This is a genomic window from Arcticibacter sp., assembly GCF_045629565.1.
Lineage (GTDB): Bacteria > Bacteroidota > Bacteroidia > Sphingobacteriales > Sphingobacteriaceae > Arcticibacter.
This window is the reverse complement of the sequence record NZ_JAZQRL010000015.1, coordinates 1-16,439: the sequence shown is the minus strand read 5'-3', so window position 1 is coordinate 16,439 and position 16,439 is coordinate 1. Positions and strand designations below refer to the sequence as shown.

The 16,439-nt window shown below is 44.6% G+C and carries 18 protein-coding genes; 6 read left to right on the top strand and 12 right to left on the bottom strand.

The window, feature by feature from the left end; all coding sequences use genetic code 11:
• Window positions 1–50: 50 nt before the first annotated feature.
• Window positions 51–2,513, top strand: coding sequence for a bifunctional UDP-N-acetylmuramoyl-tripeptide:D-alanyl-D-alanine ligase/alanine racemase (locus ACKI5J_RS02155; RefSeq protein ID WP_407426046.1), 2,463 nt, complete (start codon window positions 51–53; stop codon window positions 2,511–2,513).
• Between the two features lie 56 nt (window positions 2,514–2,569).
• Entirely contained in the window at window positions 2,570–3,166 is a 597-nt protein-coding gene (locus ACKI5J_RS02150; protein WP_407426044.1) for a DUF502 domain-containing protein, read from the top strand.
• Here the strand turns inward: ACKI5J_RS02150 and ACKI5J_RS02145 are convergent.
• From ACKI5J_RS02145 to ACKI5J_RS02135, 3 genes are all read right to left on the bottom strand, one after another.
• Window positions 3,150–3,866 (bottom strand): PRC-barrel domain-containing protein, encoded by a 717-nt coding sequence (locus ACKI5J_RS02145; RefSeq protein WP_407426042.1) that lies wholly within the window; start codon window positions 3,864–3,866, stop codon window positions 3,150–3,152. The genes ACKI5J_RS02150 and ACKI5J_RS02145 overlap by 17 nt on opposite strands.
• Before the next feature lie 191 nt (window positions 3,867–4,057).
• The gene (locus ACKI5J_RS02140; protein ID WP_407426040.1) at window positions 4,058–4,561 is read right to left on the bottom strand and encodes a hypothetical protein; all 504 of its coding nucleotides are present in this window, start codon (window positions 4,559–4,561) and stop codon (window positions 4,058–4,060) included.
• 29 nt (window positions 4,562–4,590) lie between these two features.
• Window positions 4,591–5,043: a DUF2382 domain-containing protein gene (locus tag ACKI5J_RS02135; protein ID WP_407426038.1), complete on the bottom strand. Its 453-nt coding sequence runs from the start codon at window positions 5,041–5,043 to the stop codon at window positions 4,591–4,593.
• 168 nt (window positions 5,044–5,211) lie between these two features.
• On the opposite strand from ACKI5J_RS02135, the gene ACKI5J_RS02130 reads away from it, so the two are divergent.
• Complete coding sequence (locus ACKI5J_RS02130) at window positions 5,212–5,658, top strand: SRPBCC domain-containing protein (protein WP_407426036.1); 447 nt, start codon at window positions 5,212–5,214, stop codon at window positions 5,656–5,658.
• A gap of 43 nt (window positions 5,659–5,701) precedes the next feature.
• Window positions 5,702–7,267: a glycosyltransferase family 39 protein gene (locus ACKI5J_RS02125; RefSeq protein WP_407426034.1), complete on the top strand. Its 1,566-nt coding sequence runs from the start codon at window positions 5,702–5,704 to the stop codon at window positions 7,265–7,267.
• Window positions 7,268–7,407: 140 nt separating this feature from the next.
• On the opposite strand, the gene ACKI5J_RS02120 is transcribed toward ACKI5J_RS02125, so the two are convergent.
• From ACKI5J_RS02120 to ACKI5J_RS02100, 5 genes are all read right to left on the bottom strand, one after another.
• Window positions 7,408–7,659 carry a hypothetical protein gene (locus ACKI5J_RS02120; protein ID WP_407426032.1) on the bottom strand — a complete coding sequence of 84 codons (252 nt, stop codon included), beginning with the start codon at window positions 7,657–7,659 and terminating at the stop codon, window positions 7,408–7,410.
• Window positions 7,659–7,913: a hypothetical protein gene (locus tag ACKI5J_RS02115; protein ID WP_407426030.1), complete on the bottom strand. Its 255-nt coding sequence runs from the start codon at window positions 7,911–7,913 to the stop codon at window positions 7,659–7,661. The genes ACKI5J_RS02120 and ACKI5J_RS02115 overlap by 1 nt, the downstream gene beginning before the upstream one ends.
• Window positions 7,914–7,996: 83 nt before the next feature.
• The gene (locus ACKI5J_RS02110) at window positions 7,997–8,401 is read right to left on the bottom strand and encodes a GtrA family protein (protein ID WP_407426028.1); all 405 of its coding nucleotides are present in this window, start codon (window positions 8,399–8,401) and stop codon (window positions 7,997–7,999) included.
• A gap of 32 nt (window positions 8,402–8,433) precedes the next feature.
• Complete coding sequence (locus tag ACKI5J_RS02105; protein ID WP_407426026.1) at window positions 8,434–9,462, bottom strand: UbiA family prenyltransferase; 1,029 nt, start codon at window positions 9,460–9,462, stop codon at window positions 8,434–8,436.
• Window positions 9,463–9,465: 3 nt separating this feature from the next.
• Complete coding sequence (locus ACKI5J_RS02100) at window positions 9,466–10,155, bottom strand: HAD family hydrolase (protein ID WP_407426024.1); 690 nt, start codon at window positions 10,153–10,155, stop codon at window positions 9,466–9,468.
• A 158-nt stretch (window positions 10,156–10,313) separates the two neighbouring features.
• On the opposite strand from ACKI5J_RS02100, the gene ACKI5J_RS02095 reads away from it, so the two are divergent.
• The gene (locus tag ACKI5J_RS02095; RefSeq protein WP_407426022.1) at window positions 10,314–11,966 is read left to right on the top strand and encodes a glycosyltransferase family 39 protein; all 1,653 of its coding nucleotides are present in this window, start codon (window positions 10,314–10,316) and stop codon (window positions 11,964–11,966) included.
• Here the strand turns inward: ACKI5J_RS02095 and ACKI5J_RS02090 are convergent.
• The 3 genes from ACKI5J_RS02090 to ACKI5J_RS02080 all read right to left on the bottom strand — a co-directional run bounded on the left by ACKI5J_RS02090 (window position 11,950) and on the right by ACKI5J_RS02080 (window position 15,170).
• Window positions 11,950–12,861 (bottom strand): YihY/virulence factor BrkB family protein, encoded by a 912-nt coding sequence (locus ACKI5J_RS02090; RefSeq protein WP_407426020.1) that lies wholly within the window; start codon window positions 12,859–12,861, stop codon window positions 11,950–11,952. The two genes, ACKI5J_RS02095 and ACKI5J_RS02090, sit on opposite strands and share 17 nt — an antisense overlap.
• A 459-nt stretch (window positions 12,862–13,320) precedes the next feature.
• Window positions 13,321–14,667, bottom strand: coding sequence for a DUF3943 domain-containing protein (locus tag ACKI5J_RS02085; protein WP_407426018.1), 1,347 nt, complete (start codon window positions 14,665–14,667; stop codon window positions 13,321–13,323).
• Window positions 14,668–15,038: 371 nt separating this feature from the next.
• Entirely contained in the window at window positions 15,039–15,170 is a 132-nt protein-coding gene (locus tag ACKI5J_RS02080; protein ID WP_407426016.1) for a hypothetical protein, read from the bottom strand.
• A gap of 88 nt (window positions 15,171–15,258) precedes the next feature.
• Here ACKI5J_RS02080 and ACKI5J_RS02075 point away from each other — a divergent pair, with 88 nt between their 5' ends.
• A complete protein-coding gene (locus ACKI5J_RS02075) occupies window positions 15,259–15,633 on the top strand; it encodes a DUF1304 domain-containing protein (RefSeq protein ID WP_407426014.1) in 375 nt (124 codons plus the stop codon).
• A gap of 41 nt (window positions 15,634–15,674) precedes the next feature.
• On the opposite strand, the gene ACKI5J_RS02070 is transcribed toward ACKI5J_RS02075, so the two are convergent.
• Window positions 15,675–16,439: hypothetical protein (locus ACKI5J_RS02070; RefSeq protein WP_407426012.1), on the bottom strand; the 765-nt coding region annotated here is incomplete at its 5' end.

Here is a 16,439-nt window from a genome sequence, read left to right as displayed (position 1 = left end):
TTCGTAAAATTATCATTCAAATCGCAAAAATTGCGGAAATTAGATGCGAAATGTATCATTCTGAATATCCCGTACATCAAATACAACAAATCATTCAAGCTGAGGGGATTACCCCCTCTCCAAATACCCTGATCCGCACGCTCGCATTCGACAGCAGAAAGTTAGTGGACGAAGCTTACACGTTATTCTTCGCCCTAAGCGGACGAAGAGATGGCGAAGCGTATATACAAGAGGCCTACACTAAGGGACTGCGTAATTTCGTCGTCAGCCATCAATTTAATAACGCCGGTTCCTTTCCTGATGCCAACTTCCTGCTCGTCGGGAACCCGTTGCGAGCCTTGCAAATGCTTGCAACCGAACACCGTAGGCATTTCCACAATCCTGTCATGGCTATTACGGGCAGCAATGGCAAAACAATAGTTAAAGAATGGCTTTATCAGCTTTTGGGGCACGACAAGCGCATTGTCCGAAGCCCCAAAAGCTATAACTCACAAATTGGAGTCCCCCTTTCCGTTTGGAATATAGGCGAGGAACACGAGCTTGCTATTATTGAAGCGGGCATTTCTCTTAAAGGAGAAATGGATTCCCTTGCCAGCATTATACAGCCCACAATTGGTGTTTTAACGAATATAGGCGACGCCCACAACGAAGGCTTCGCCAGCAAAGAGGAGAAACTGAACGAAAAGCTTAAGCTCTTCGCCCATGTAGACCTTTTCATCTTCTCGCCTAAATACACCCGCGACGTACATTGTCCCGGCAAAAGGCAGTTCAGCTGGGCTTTCAACCAACCCGCCGACCTCTGCATAATCCGCCAGGATGATAACCCCGACAATGGTACAACCTTGACTGCTCTTTTTAAAGAGCAGGAGATAACCTGCAGACTTCCCTTCAGAGATGCGGCTTCTCTGGAAAACGTTGTTTGCTGCTGGGCAGTACTTCTTGCCCTTGATTATCATCCACATACCGTTGTTCAATGGCTGGAAAAGCTTCACACGGTCAATATGCGCATGGAGCTCAAAAAAGGAATACATAATTGTTCAGTCATTGATGACTCCTACAGCCTTGATCTTTCATCCCTGAGCATAGCGCTCGATTTTCTAAACCAACAAAAGCAACATCCAAGAAAGACATTAATTCTCTCTGACATCCCAGAAACAGGCATTCCATCAAAAGCTCTGTACCAGCAGCTTGCAGAACTATTGCGAAGTAAGCAAGTAGACCGGCTCATAGGTGTCGGCGATGAAATATCAGCATTTTCCAGCCTTTTTCCGTTGGAGAAACAGTTTTACAAGAACACACAGGCGTTGATTTCCGCTATTTCAGATATCTCTTTAAACGACGAGGCAATACTTTTGAAAGGTGCCAGAAAGTTCGAGTTCGAACACATCAGCAAAATCCTGACTCAGAAAGTACATGAAACGGTTCTTGAGATCAACCTAAGCGCACTGGAAGCGAACCTCAATCACTATAAAGCCAAACTCAAGCCCGGCGTGAAGCTCATGGCCATGGTCAAAGCTTTCTCCTACGGAAGTGGCAGCTATGAGATCGCCAACATCCTACAGTTCAATCGTGTGGATTACCTTGCGGTCGCTTATGCTGATGAAGGAGTATCCCTGCGGCAAGCTGGCATCACTTTGCCGATTATGGTGATGAACCCCGACGTTGACGGCTTCGAAACCATGATTGAAAACAATCTCGAGCCCGAAATTTATAGTTTAAGGGTTATGAGGAGTTTCCTTAATGCCCTGTCATCTGCAGACCGATCGCATTATCCCGTGCATATTAAGCTCGATACAGGAATGCATCGCCTCGGCTTCGCCCCGCAAGAAATTGAAACATTATTAACACTTATCGCCCAGGATAACCGCGTCACCGTTAAGAGTGCATTTTCCCATCTCACCAGCAGTGAAGATAACAGCTCCGACAACTTCACAAGACAGCAGATAGATCTCTTCTCGGCAATTACCAGGAAACTGGAATCCGTTCTCGGTTACTCCATAATTAAACATATAGCCAATACCTCAGCTATCAGCAGACTTCCAGAAGCCCAGTTCGACATGGTTAGACTAGGCATCGGTCTTTATGGCATCGACAGCTCCCATTCGCCTGATAAATCCCCCCTTGATACCGTCGCCCGCCTGGTAACGTGTGTATCACAGATCAAGGAACTTCGTCAAGGTGAGACAGTAGGATACAACCGTCGCGGAGTAATGCGACATGATGGAAAAGTCGCAACAGTGAAAATCGGATATGCCGACGGCTACGACAGAAAACTAGGCAATGGCACCGGCCAGATGATAATCAATGGACACCTTGTCCCGACCATAGGAAGTATTTGCATGGACATGTGCATGCTCGATATCACAGGAGTGCCGGTTGAGGAAGGAGACGAAGTCGTCGTTTTCGATGATCGTCATACAGTTACCCATATTGCGCGTCAACTCGAAACAATCCCGTATGAAATCCTGACAGGGATCTCCCAGCGGGTGAAAAGGGTCTACTATTACGAATAACCCCATTTAAATTTACAAACTGTAATTTATACACCGCCTTTTACGTCATACATGTAATGAACACACTATTTAAAGCACTGATAAACTATTTTATAAAAGGAATCCTGGTGGTAGTACCCATTGGCGTAGCAATCTTTCTCGTATTCTGGATAATCTCTACCCTCGATCAATTGCTCAATCTGAGCGGTGCTATCTGGGTAGATGCCAAAACCGGGGAACCGATGTATATCCCCGGCCTTGGCATCCTCACCGTCGTGGTGATCATTCTTTTGTCTGGCATTATCGTTACCAATTTAGTTACTGAACCTATAAAACTATGGATCAGCCGCTGGTTCAACAGAGTGCCACTCTTCAACATCCTCTACTCTTCCGTCAAGGATCTTACAGAAGCCTTTGTTGGCGATGAAAAAAAGTTCCATGAACCGGTAATCGTTGAAATCAACAACCACGGGCTAAAGCAGATCGGGTTCGTAACACGTAAAGACCTGTCCAGGCTAAAACTGGAGGGAAATGTAGCAGTGTACTTCCCCTTCTCCTATTCTTTTGCCGGCCAGCTTGCCATCGTAAGGGCAGAAAACGTTCAGCCTTTGAATATGAGTGCCAGCGACGCCATGAAATTTATCGTATCAGGGGGAGTTAGCGGGGGCGACTAACCTCAATTTGCTCCCCTATTTGAGCGAGATAATCTAGCGGTATTAAGTCACCGGTGACCCATACGAGCCCTTCATCATCCTGGTGAGGCATAATGTCGCCTAGCTTCGACATCCCTTTATAAACAATATAAGTCTCGTCCTGCGGAATGACCGTCAGCATTTCGCCGTCAATATAAATCTCAAATGGTTCTTTCTCTGTCATAAGTTTTTCTTTGTAAATTTTAATCTCAAGCTCTCCGTCTTTAAATGTCTCCAATCCATTGTCCAACACCATTTCTTTACCCTGAGAAGTATGCTGATCGCGGTCTGCCAGGGCAACATTCAGAATCCTTGTAGTTTCCTCCCATACACTCCTATCAAACACGCCTTTCGGACAATTCGGGAGCAGCTGGAGCATCTCAGAAGATAAGCGGGGGGGAACTACCATAGCCTCATTTTCGTGCAAATCCACTTCTTCAATAGGTATTAGCACGTACCTCGATCTCCATCCGAAATCATTATCCGCAAGGTTTAATACCAGGCCGTGAACCTTTCTAGACTCCGGATCAAAGATAAGGTCTTCCACATTTCCTATTTTGGAACGGGCTAAGTCCATAACCCACCACCCTCTGATGTCTGGTTGAGATGGCACTACCTCATACTTGCTTCGGCTTAACTGTTCAAAAAAGTCCTCAGCTTCGCTCATACCTTCCCGTATCATAGTCGTATAAGATCTTTTGGTTATTCAGAAACATTCGTACTGTCCGGTCCTCCATTCAAGAAGGTTTGGTACTGGTTACAACCTCTTAAAAAGAAGAATAACAGGAACATGACAGCAAGCGCTAACAATATCCGGGGCCACCATCCTCCCCTTTTACGAGGTTGAACCTCCAAATCAGCCATTTCTACAATTTAAAGTGCGCCCTTATTAAATGCATCTACGTCTACATGTGGCCGGTGCGCAGCTCCCCGGTTCTCCCCTGAGTTTTCCTGCCGGAGCCGGAGGCTGTCTTCCACGGTTCCCTCTACAATGCGGCTCCGAAGACGAGATCCGTCTGCAACGCCCGTCCCTTCATCAGCATGTTCATCCACGTCTGCTGCTCCATGACTATCCAAAATGCGGGCAGCTACGTCAGCCTGCTCCCGGTTTATGGCGTGAACGGTAACAATGGTACCATTACGACCGGCTTCAGTATACCGTGCCGCATCGCTTACGCCAGGGCCGAAGATACTGCTAAAAAAATCACCTATAGGATCACTCACCTCCACCTCAGCGCTTTCCGGTATTGCTAAACTACCAGCTTGTGAAGTTCTTATATCTAAATTTCCACGGTCGAATCCGTTCGCTGTTAAGTATTCTACAGCATCCTGCGCCTGGCTGGAACTGTTGAATATCCCAATTACTGTGTGCGACATAATCTTGTTTTTTAAGTGGATAATGTTTTCTACCAAAGCGGTTCAAAGTTCGTGCCGATATCTACTTGATTGACTGTAACTACTTCCTCCCTGACCTTTTGCTCTACAGGAATAACTGTCTGGGTTTTACTCTTGGTAACATGCAATTCTTCGACCAGCATCAAACGCTTTTCCACAACCAGCACCTCCTTCACAACCGATATGATGGTCACATCGCCTTCTTGACGAACTGGTGGAGGAGCAACATCTACATACTCGTTAAGTACCTTCCTCTCTACAGAAGCTTCCTCTTGTATCACTGACACCTTTTTTTTTGCCGTCTCTTCAAAAACTCTTTTAGAAACCCGGATACTTCCCGTTTCGATCCTTTCATTTTCCGTACCAAGCCTCTCTTCTGTTGCAGGGTTGACCCATGACTGGCCTTCTTTCAGATCAACATCCAAAATATCTTTCTCTTCAAGTAAATTGTTCTTGTCTACCATACCGTTTGTGTGTTAGTCTCCCTACTTAACAGCAAACGCTTGAAAATGTGTAGATATTCGGAAAATAATTGGAAAGATACTTGCCTCCTTTTCGGTAATTACTCTTGCATAAACGAAAAAAACGTCGGAACTTTAATAGCCAACTAACTGCCTAAAACGTTATAAACCATGAAAAAACAGGAATACGAAATAACCATTCACACCCCGGCGGAAAACGTATGGAACGTATTGTTAGGTCAGGACACCTATCCTATCTGGACTTCCGTATTTTCGGAAAACTCACAAGTGGAAACCGACTGGCAGGAAGGAAGTAAAGCACTCTTTCTAGACGGCTCCGGACATGGGATGGTTTCCGAGATTGTAATTAACAGGCCCCCTGAGTATCTGTCCATCCGGCATCTTGGCACGTATAAAGATGGCATAGAACAAACCGGCAACGACAAAACGAATGAATGGGCTGGCGCTATGGAAAACTATACACTGCAAGAATCTAATGGAAACACCCGATTATTAATAGAACTGGACGTTACCGAGCAATTCCAGAAGCAGATGGATACCATGTGGCCGCTGGCTCTGCAAAAAGTAAAAGAACTCTCAGAGAAGTCCACATCCTGAGGCTAAATCTGTAACATGTTAAAGACTCTGTCGTCTTTACAGTATGATTTTTTCTACAACTAAAGATCACAACCTCAAAGGGATCACCGTTCTCATTATCGGATTCACCGTTTTCAACCTAATACTTCATCTCCTGTCGATCAACAGATATGGGATCCATCGTGATGAATTTCTATATCTTGCCCTCGGACAGCACCTCAGCTTCGGATACATGGAGGTGCCGCCCTTTATAGCACTCGTGGCCCGGATTTCCACAACACTATTTGGGGATAGTACAGCTGCAATACGTATTATCCCCAGCCTGTTCTCGGCGATGACGACCCTGCTCTCCCTGCAGATGGTAAAGACCATCGGTGGCAGGCACTTCGCGATCGCTGCGACAGGATGCCTGCTGTGCCTGTCGCCTGCCATGCTCGCAACCGGTTACCTCCTTCAACCGGTAATTTTTGATCAATTTTGGTGGACACTCATACTCTGCTCGCTGATACTGTACTTCCAGACAGGAAACGTCAAATATCTACTTGTAACAGGAGCAGGTGCAGGATTTGGCATGCTGACAAAGTATGCGATTCTATTCTTGATTCTTAGTATCCTGGCAGCGCTACTGATAAGCAAAAAGCGCACGGTCTTTTTAAAGCAAAATACCTGGCTGGCTATGCTTATTGCCATACTGATCTTCCTGCCTAATCTGACGTGGCAATACCTGTACAACTGGCCGGTTCTCAAACATATGAATGAACTTCATGAAGAGCAGCTTACTTACAATACGGCTTACGGATTTCTGGCTGAACATCTGATGGTCCATGGAACGTTGTTATTGGTCTGGTTACCAGGATTACTACTGATTTGCTTCAGAAAGTCTCTCAGCACCTACCGATGGCTGGCTACGAGCTTTGTTGCATTGCTGTTCATTCTCATCCTGTTAAAAGGGAAAGCCTATTATGCTTTCGGCATCTATCCGGTAATATATGCAGTCAGCGCCTATGCTGTTGAGCAAAGTACGAAAATGCTTCCGAAACTTCGTTATGCTCTGCTTTTATTGCTGTCGCTTCCTAACATTCTTTTAATTCCTATCGGTACACCCATTTTGACGCTAAGCCGCATGGTCACCTACTTGGAAACATTGGATAAAAAGTACCATTTCGACGCATTACTCTATTGGGAAGATCACAAAAAGCACCCATTGCGTCAGGACTACGCAGATATGATCGGATGGGATGAACTACTGGCGCTTACGAAGCAGGCCTATAACCGGATTCCAGCTCAAAGAAGAAAAAATGCAACCATCTTCGCTGAGAATTATGGCGAAGCCGGCGCTATAGACCACCTTGGAAAGCAGGCCGGGTTACCTCCAGCCGTATCATTGAGCAGCAGTTTCACCTTGTGGGCACCAAACTCCGTAAGCTACCAGGACCTGATATTCATAGACGATAAAGGCATAATCGAGGAAATCAAACCGCTATTTGGCACAGCTATTCTTGTCGGCCAGATAAGTCATCCATATTCTCGCGAGCTGGGTACAAAAGTTTGGCTACTGCAAGCGCCCTTAGCCGACTTTAATAGCCGATATCAATACGCGTTAAAAGAGAAGCGCAGCCTTCACAGATAGCACCTCCTGAAAAATCTATTTGCCTATGTCCCTGTTGCCCCGGTTTTTTTTCATGTAGTAAAGCACCACTACGGCAATAAGGAATATAACGCCTACAACAATTGGAATAATCATAATTCAATCTTTGATACGTGTCTAAATCAGGTTGCTTTGCCTTTGTGTTCCCAATGGTCCTTAATTACGTCACCGTTTTGGTTGTACTTAAGTCGCCTTGCAAAGCGATCTCCTTTGATATTCCCGTTAGCATCTTTTTTACCGATGAATAATAAGACGGGTCTGCCCGCTTCATCCGTTTTGAATGCCAGGTCATAGCGTTTATACGTCTGCTCAACCATAACAAGAGGTTCGTAATTCTTCCTGAGAATCTTCATTATCGGCTCACCCAGTTCCATCACTGAGCATTTGAAGATCCATCACTTCCTTCAAGATGTGCATCCTCCGGACTACCGTCATCGACATGCTCCACAGGTGGACTCCCCGCCTCTTCCCGGTTCTTTTTTTCATCCGGATGTAAGCGGTCCAACTGGTCCGTTTCGTTGGCCCCGGCAAGAATATCCTCTCCGGAGTTTTCTCTATGTTTTAACTCCTCCTGAGGAACAGAGCCCGGCTGTCCCCCATTCTGTATACTTTCTGTAATGGCAGTCATATCTTTATTGTTTCTCTAAAAACAAGCTTAACCAAAAGGAGTTCACTGCATAAACACGTGTTTTGAAGAGAAAACTACGCAGTTTAAAAAACAAGGTATTTCTTAGTAAAATAATTAAAGACGGAAGCCAGCCCTACAGCAGCGATTTTACTCAACTTGATATTTAGATCACCATGCTGCACCAGAAACCATAAGAAAAACTGGTTAAGACCCAAACCTAATAATGTAAAGGCAACAAAGAGCACAAAAGTCACACGGTTGTTATAGCGTCCCCCTCCGAAAACGAACATCTTCGTCAGGAAGTAGTTACAAACAACAGATACAGCCATTGCCGGAAGATTGGCTTCCGTATATGTAATGAAGAAAAAGTCAATCAGGACAGTGAACACAAAAAACTCGATCAGGAAGGAAAACACCCCCACGATCAGAAAGCGTGATACCTGATGCCTGGAAATCTCTTTTACTGTAGTAATAATCAATCGGCTCATCAATTTTTAATCTAGATTCAGGGCATACCTGTTTAGTACTGAAATGATTGCTTCAGAAACCAGTTAAGCTGGGGGATGTCGATATATAGCAAAGCCATCAAAATAACAATAAACAATACCACGAAACCCATATATTTCTTTTCATGATGAAGCTTTTCAGGCCCCTGAACAACAGAATCTTTTCTTAAACCAATGTGTAGATACCAGGCGAATAATACAGCAAAAAACGGAAAGCTTAACAAAAGCTCAATACGGTGCTTAACGAGGAAGATCCCCAGGAAGAAAGCGGATACCAACGCATAAAAGAACATTGAAATCAGGAGACTGTTCTCCGTATAGTATTTAAAAGACCTCCGATAGAGGCCGGCTTGCTCCGGATCTCCAATAAATCTATACTCCGCGAAACGCTTCGTCGCCATCAAAAAGGCCCCTCCCATCCAGTAAGCAAGGATGATACTCGACGGAGGAATGATCACCCAGCTGAAGTCGGATATATCCTTCGGTAGCAATGCAGCCGGGACAAAGATAAACCAGCCAAGAGCCAATCGAATCGGATTGTTTACCGATTCAGAGAGCACATCAAGATAAACCCTGTCTTTTGTCCGAAATGGCTTTACATTATACATCACCCCCATGAACAAAAGAAACGCTTCGAGGAGCATAAACGGGAGATTAATATAAAGCGACAATAGAAGTCCCGAAGCAGCCAGCAGCAACCACTGCAAAAACACATAGTAGGGGTTTAGCACGGTCTGCACTCCACTTCTAAACTTTTTCACCGGGTGGAAACGATCAAACTTGACGTCCAGGTACTCATTGATTACATAGTTCGCTGACGCGATAAGACAAGTACAGGCAATTCCACTTACTACTTTCAAAAAAAAGGCAGGCTCAAGTGGGGTCTGGTAAACGAGAAATGCGAAGAGCATTCCGGGAATCATGAAAATGTTTTTGAACCAGTGGTCCGGCCGGGCAATCGTCACATATTCATGCAGTCCGGCGGCCCTTAAAGACACACCAGCTTCAGTTACTACAGTCGCAGTAGTAGGGGTTGTTTTCATTGTTTAATATTGTTGGGTTTGATAGTAAGTGGCTAACTGATGGGTCAGATGGTGAAAAAAATCGAAGGTCTTGAGGGGCTTTTTATCGATGATGAGATAAGGCATTCCGGCACGAATAGCACATTCGCCGTCGAGTTCAAGCCTGTCACCAATAAAAAGACATTCATCAGGATTCACCTTCATCTTTTCGGCGATATACAGAAGACCGCAGGGGTCCGGCTTCATCCTGTCAACCTCAGGATCAGTAGACGCGACGGTCATATCAACCTCCAGTCCCAGCGCCTTGAGTTTGTCCTGAGCCTTATAATCAGAATAAATCGCGATTTTGATATCGTTTTCCCGAAGCGCTTTGAACAGGTCGTGTATCCCCGGAAATACACACTCGGCCAGATACTGATTTGGGAAATCGAATATCCAACGTTCTATCACAGGTTTGATCATACTTACCGGATAGTTCACTCTTTCTGCACACCATATGTACTGAGCAAGTTCCAGTCCGTTACCGGTATATCCCGCATTTCGTTCCCGTTCCTTCCTGAAATACATCAGAACTTTCAAATCATCAATTTTCCAGGGTCGAACGGCGTAGTGCCTCAATAATCCCAAAAGCACCTTTTTCCTAAGCTTAGACTGCAAATACAAGGTTCCATCCACATCGAAGACGACCACCTTGACTTTCTCCCAACTGACCATAAATCATTATAAAATCGTTGAAACAAGTTAGGTATTAAAGGAATCGCTGACTTCAGTGGGCAAGGATTGTTACCATCAATCTGCTCGTTTGTATAAAGGTGTGTAACAAAGAAATAATTTTATTGAGCATCTTTACCAGGCGCTCAAAAAGTTTTCTTATGCCTTATTCATTTCCTGTAGAGGTTAACAAATTACCCGATTTACGGCCTCAGAAGCCGGTGCGGGCCCGGACGTTTCTTTACCCCATACTTATATCCGGCATACTGTTCCGTTTGTTTCATTTCATCCACGACAGGTCGTTATGGCTCGATGAGATATATGTCGCACTGAATGTCGTATCTGCCAGCTTCCTGCAGCTGACATCCCCCCTGCTCGAATACCAGCAGAAGGCGCCTATCGGATTCCTGTGGACGGTAAAGGGCTCCGCTCTGATCTTTGGCAACCAGGAGCAGGCACTCAGATTAATGCCACTACTTTGTGGCGTAGCCGCGCTTCTATGCTTCGTTCCCGTGTGCCGTCACTGGTTAAAACCAGCAGGCCAAATGGCGGCAATCGGCATCATGGCATTTGCCCCTCCCCTCATATACCATTCGGTGGAAGTAAAGCAATATAGTATGGAACTGCTCGCAACAGTACTTTGCCTTTGGCTATACATCCGGTTCCATGGAAGAGCAGCGCTGAAAGCCAGAATCCTCTGGGGCGCAGCAGGAGCGCTGATCCTGTGGTTCTCATTTTCCTCGGTGTTTATACTGACAGGGATCGGAGCAGCTGTATGCCTCCCCTTAATGTTAAAGAAGGACTGGAAGTCACTGTGGAAAATGTGTCTCCCCTTCTCCATGTGGTTCAGCAGTTTTGCTGTTCATTACGTACTTATTACCAGCAAACAAGTTGATCAGCAGTGGCTCCTTTACTGGTTCAGGCATTACAACAGCTTTATGCCTCTTCCGCTGTGGTCTTCAGATTCCTTAAAGTGGCTTATACAGCACCTGTATACCATGCTTGATTACCCCTTAGGCCTGCTCTGGAACTTTAACACCGCAGAATCAACGGCTTTACGTGCCATTATGAAGATGTCGTTTATCCCCATTATCCTGACACTTACCGGAGCCTGGGCTTTTTTTAAAACCGACAAACCTGCCTTGATTTTGGTCTTGCTGCCCATCATGCTAACACTAGCGGTATCGTCACTGGAACGTTATCCCTTTTTTGAACGCCTTCTGGTCTTCCTGTCGCCCCTGATTATACTTCTTATTGCAAAAGGTTGCGATCAGGTAATCAGATCCCTCGCGACATTTCGCACCCTCCAATTCATTATCCCAATTCTCCTGCTCACCGGCGGATTTGCAGCATCTGCCAGGGATGTGATCAATCCAGAGACCTTCGGCCGATACAAAAAATCTTACCAGAAAGAAGCATTACTTTATATCGACAGGAACTTCCAGGAGGGCGACGTTGTCTACGTCTACTGGAATATGAACTACGGTTACCACTACTATAAAAAGGCTTACAGTCTCCGGTACAAGGCCATTTTGGGAAGCGACCTGAAGTTTGCATCTGTAAGCCCCAACCACTATATCAGCCAGTTACAACCCGAACTTAATCAGCTTGAAGGGAAAAAACGTGTCTGGGTGGTCTACAATAAGAAGCTTTGGAATGACATTGGAGAAATCGAAAGCAAGCCCGAATGGTATAACCAATCGCAACCCGGAGAATTTCTTTACAGCGAGTTATCCCGTCGTGCTCATGAAAAAGGAAACACTGAACTTGACGACGTAAACGTTCACCTCTTCGACTTCAGCTCCGCTCCGTAATCTCTACCCATTTATAGCGTACCGCTCCTGGCTTAGGTTCAATGGGCGTGCCATGGCAGTCGGCCCAGGCCTGTGTAAAAGAGGCACCGAAATACAGGATCAACGAAGAATAGAAAACAAATAGAAGCAGAAGCACAATAGCCGCGGAAGCTCCATACAAACTGTCAATATTGCTCTGCAGCAATAAAACACGCAGCAGAAACTTACCGATATTGAAAAGAATACTGGTAAACAGCGCTCCCGCAATTACGACCTTCCAGGCTGGTACACCATCCGGCAGATACCTGAAAATGATCACAAACCACGTCGTTACGATGAGGATGGAAAAAATATGACTGAACGCGCTATTCAGAAATTCCGCCAGCCAGGGCAATAACTCTTCCACTATCTCCTTAAGATACGTTTGCATCCCCTCCATAAGAATCGAAATCAGAAACAGAAACCCGGTGAAGACAATGATAATAAGGGCTTGCCACCGGGAGCGCATCGTTCCGCGGAAGTGCTGTTTAGCCACCATTTTGATCTTCCATACCTGGTTAATCGAATCCTTAACAATCTTAAACAGGTTCGTAGCAACAAAGATCAAAATGACCATACCAATAATGGTGACGTACTCGTTGCTGGCCATTTCCCTGATCGCTTTTAGCGTATCCGTTATCTGCACAGTACTGCTTTTGCCGATAACCGACGACAGACTTTGGAATACCTCCCGGATAATATGATCGTTAACAATCAGACCCAACACCTGCGTGATGATCACGAGTATAGGAGGCAGCGCAAAAATCGTAAAGAACGCCGTCGCCGCCGCCATCCGCAGCGGATCATTAGCTGAAAACACCTGAATAGCCTGCTTCAGAGGTCTTAAAATGGAGTTTAGTCTGGTATTTTCTATCAAAGTTGTTTCCGTTATTTCATTAAGGTTCCCGCTCTGCTGGCAAGAATTCATGCTGTAAGGTAGCTAAATTCGAAACGATATCTATAAATCTCAGGAACTCATCTCTAGTACACAAAAATGAGACCAGTTAATGGGACTATATATTGAGATTATTTAGGCATCTCAAGCTAAAGGGAGGAGACCGTAGTTGGTGATCGAAGAGTGATCCTTAGAACGTTCGTTTAAAGCTATCAGATAGTGGAGGCGTCAACTTGAAACAGCAGCTCACGGATAAGTTAAAAGCCAGGCGTTATATTAACATGAATGGAAAAGATATGCCAGAGATTCTAGAATGGAAGTGGAAACAAGAGTTGCAAAATAATCTAAGGTGGATGTCAGGAATTAAATAGTTGTTCCTTTCAATCCGGGATCATTCTTGGAAATAACCCGGGAAGATAGTTCGGCTAATCCTCACGATAACTATAACCGGTATCCTAAAGAAAAACGTGCAAAAGGAAAGATTTGTGCTACATTACTTAAATTGTCATAAAAGCCATTCAATGTATATTGGCCTACACCTGCAGCAACAGAGAAACGGTCTAGAACCTTTGCATTTACATCGGCAGAAAGCGTATTTAGTATATAAGATGATTTGTTTCCATTAATGGTTTTGAACCGGCTTCCAAGATAATTAAGCTCAATATCTACATACTCATTAAAATTGATTCTGGTGTTTGCTATTACATGTATCCCAGGGCCATAATCATAGTTTCTCCCTTCTCCATAAAAGAGATATTTATCAGGTACGGCAGCTAACACCGTTACTCCACTGCCAATTTCTGTAGAGATCTTTGTTCTGCTGTTCTTGTTCCACTGGGAGAGTAAACGGAATGTAAAGCTTTGGCCTCCGTACTGAAAGGCGCCGACTTTAATATAATTATAGTTCATGGTAACCGAGTAGAAATGGGAATGACTACCCTCTTCCCGCATTTTCCAGGTTTTAAGCGCACCAATCACCTGCACGTTATTCAGATATGTTGAGTCTCCACTACCTGCTTCAATCTGGGCCAGGAAGGATTCAAATGGTGCCTGGGAAGGATGGTATTTTTTCCCATAGTTTAATTTTACCCGAAGATAGAGTTCATTATGGCCCCTAGTACGCTGATCGGAGGTTTGGATACCAAACCTCCGCACTCCAACATTTAAATCAGCGGTTACCCCGCCGCTGGTATCCGCTACCCCATGTACTTTTCCCCATTCACCGCGGGTAAGTTTGGTAAGCCCATTCATCGGATTAACCAGCAGCGCCAGAATCTCCTGCAGCTGACGCCTTGGGCCGGTAACTCTGTTATTTACTATATGTCTTGAAACTCGGTAGCTCATTTCGCCGAGCGCAACACCGCCAAGACCTGTGTTTATGAAATCATTGGGGGCTGGAAGATGTGTTTCGCCAGCAATTTCCCAAAGAAGGCTTCCCGCAAAGGCAGCAGATGCTGACTGCCAGAAGTTGTATCCATTACTACGAAGAGAACTATAAAACAAGTTCCCGTGATAGGGATGTGCAAGCTGGTTAGTCTTAAAGCTATTATCATCCCATTCCCAGCTTGATGGCTTAAGATTATTGCCTATACTTTTAAAGTTCACTTTGGCAAATTCAGCCTTTCGAATAAACCGATTATACGACCAAGGCAGAAGTTCAGAAATAACGATCTGCACTGCTGCCTGTGCAAATTGCTTTTTGGGTGCTGGGATGCTATCAGCTGTTCGCTGTCCAAAGCTATATATTGCAGATAGAGAAAGCAGCCATATGATGATGAGAGTTCGCATAGATCAAGGAACTATTTTCTTTAACGCCTGCCCGTTATACCCAATTCCGAACTTGCCATCCCACTGATATATTGGCCCACAATTGGAAAAGGTAAATCTTCGTGCAGTTTCACCTCGCGCAACGAAATATCTTTTCCTTTCCGGTAATGCATGTATAGATAGTTAAAGTGCTTTTCAGTCGAAGTGCGTCCTTGCTAGTAGATATTGTGCACGTTCCTAAACAAAAGTCTAGAAAAAAAACCAATCATAGTTCTAATACTCAAATTTTTCTAAAATGTTGCTTATGTTCTGGTTAGCACCAAAATAGGCATCAGGAGTTAACAGTCGATGGGGTTCCATAAACCTGTGCGGCATGCTTACTTGACGTAGTATTAACTTCTATGATAAGCGACTGCCACCGCCTCATTCCCCTCTTTATCTTGAAGCCAGATGGTAGCTACCCCCTTACCCTCATTCTTCGCGGTAGCGACGTCATACTTTTTGTCGATATCGGTTCTCTCCAATGCAGTTGCTTTCTTTTAAGACCTACTTGTAAAGAATCAGATGGTATTTTTCTATTTATCTTTGCTTTCAGTTGAAAATGAAATAATTATGGATTTTATACACATCATCTCAAAAGTGTTTATCGCAATAGTTGCTATTGAACACCTGTTCATTTTATGGATGGAAATGTTTGCCTGGGAAACAACTGGTAAAAAAGTTTTTAAAGATGCTTTCCCCGAGGAATTATTTAAGCCGACAAAAGGTTTAGCTGCCAATCAAGGATTATACAACGGCTTTTTGTCGGCAGGATTGATATGGAGTTTTTTTATTTCCGATCCAATATGGCAAAATAACGTTGCTTATTTTTTCTTAGGTTGTGTAATAACTGCAGGTATTTATGGAGCACTAGTGTCCTCTAAAAAAATCTTTTTCACTCAGGCTTTACCTGCTATTATTACTTTGATATTAGTACTGCTGAGTTAAGCTTTAAGACTGGTCGATATTATGCCAAAAAGGCTATTTGATCATACCCTTACCGTTATAACAGCCTCATTCCCATCTTTATCCTGAAGCCAGATGGTAGCTACCCCCTTAGCCCCATTCTTCGCGGTAGCGATCGAAAGAACATCATACTTTTTGTCGATATCCGCTTTCTCCAATACCGATGCTTTCTCTACTGCGGGAGACAAGTCACTTTTCACTATTCTCCATCCACCCTCTCCCCATTTCAGTAGAACGGACGCCCTTTGATCATTCACTGCCGTAACTTCCAGGCGGTTACTGGTTAAGTCAAAAGCCGCAACAACCATCACATCAAACGAGGCACTTGTGCCTCTCTGGTCTACAATCTTGTAATAGGAATTCCCGGGTTGGAGCCCTGTCACTCTTATGTAGCCATCTGCAGTTACCTCTACATCCGCTGAAGTACCCCCGATTTTATGAACACTGTACCCACCTGCGCCAAAAGCAATATCTTTCATGGTATAGGTGTCGCCACTTTCAACAAATATTCCGTAGTTATGCGGTGTTAAAGACTTTGCCGAAGAAGATATTAACAGGGATACGCTTTGCTCCTTTTGGTCAGTCACCGTTATACTGGCATTGTTGCGCAGCAAGTTCACCTTTACTTTGTTTCCGTCAATCTTTACTTTAGCTTCCTCTTCACTGGATACACCGACCGTATACCCTCCGTTTCCTTTCAGAATATCAAACTCCAGATCAACTTCCTCCGTTTGCACTATCGGACCAACAGAAAGCTCCAGTTTCGCTATCTGCTCAGGCGACTCAGG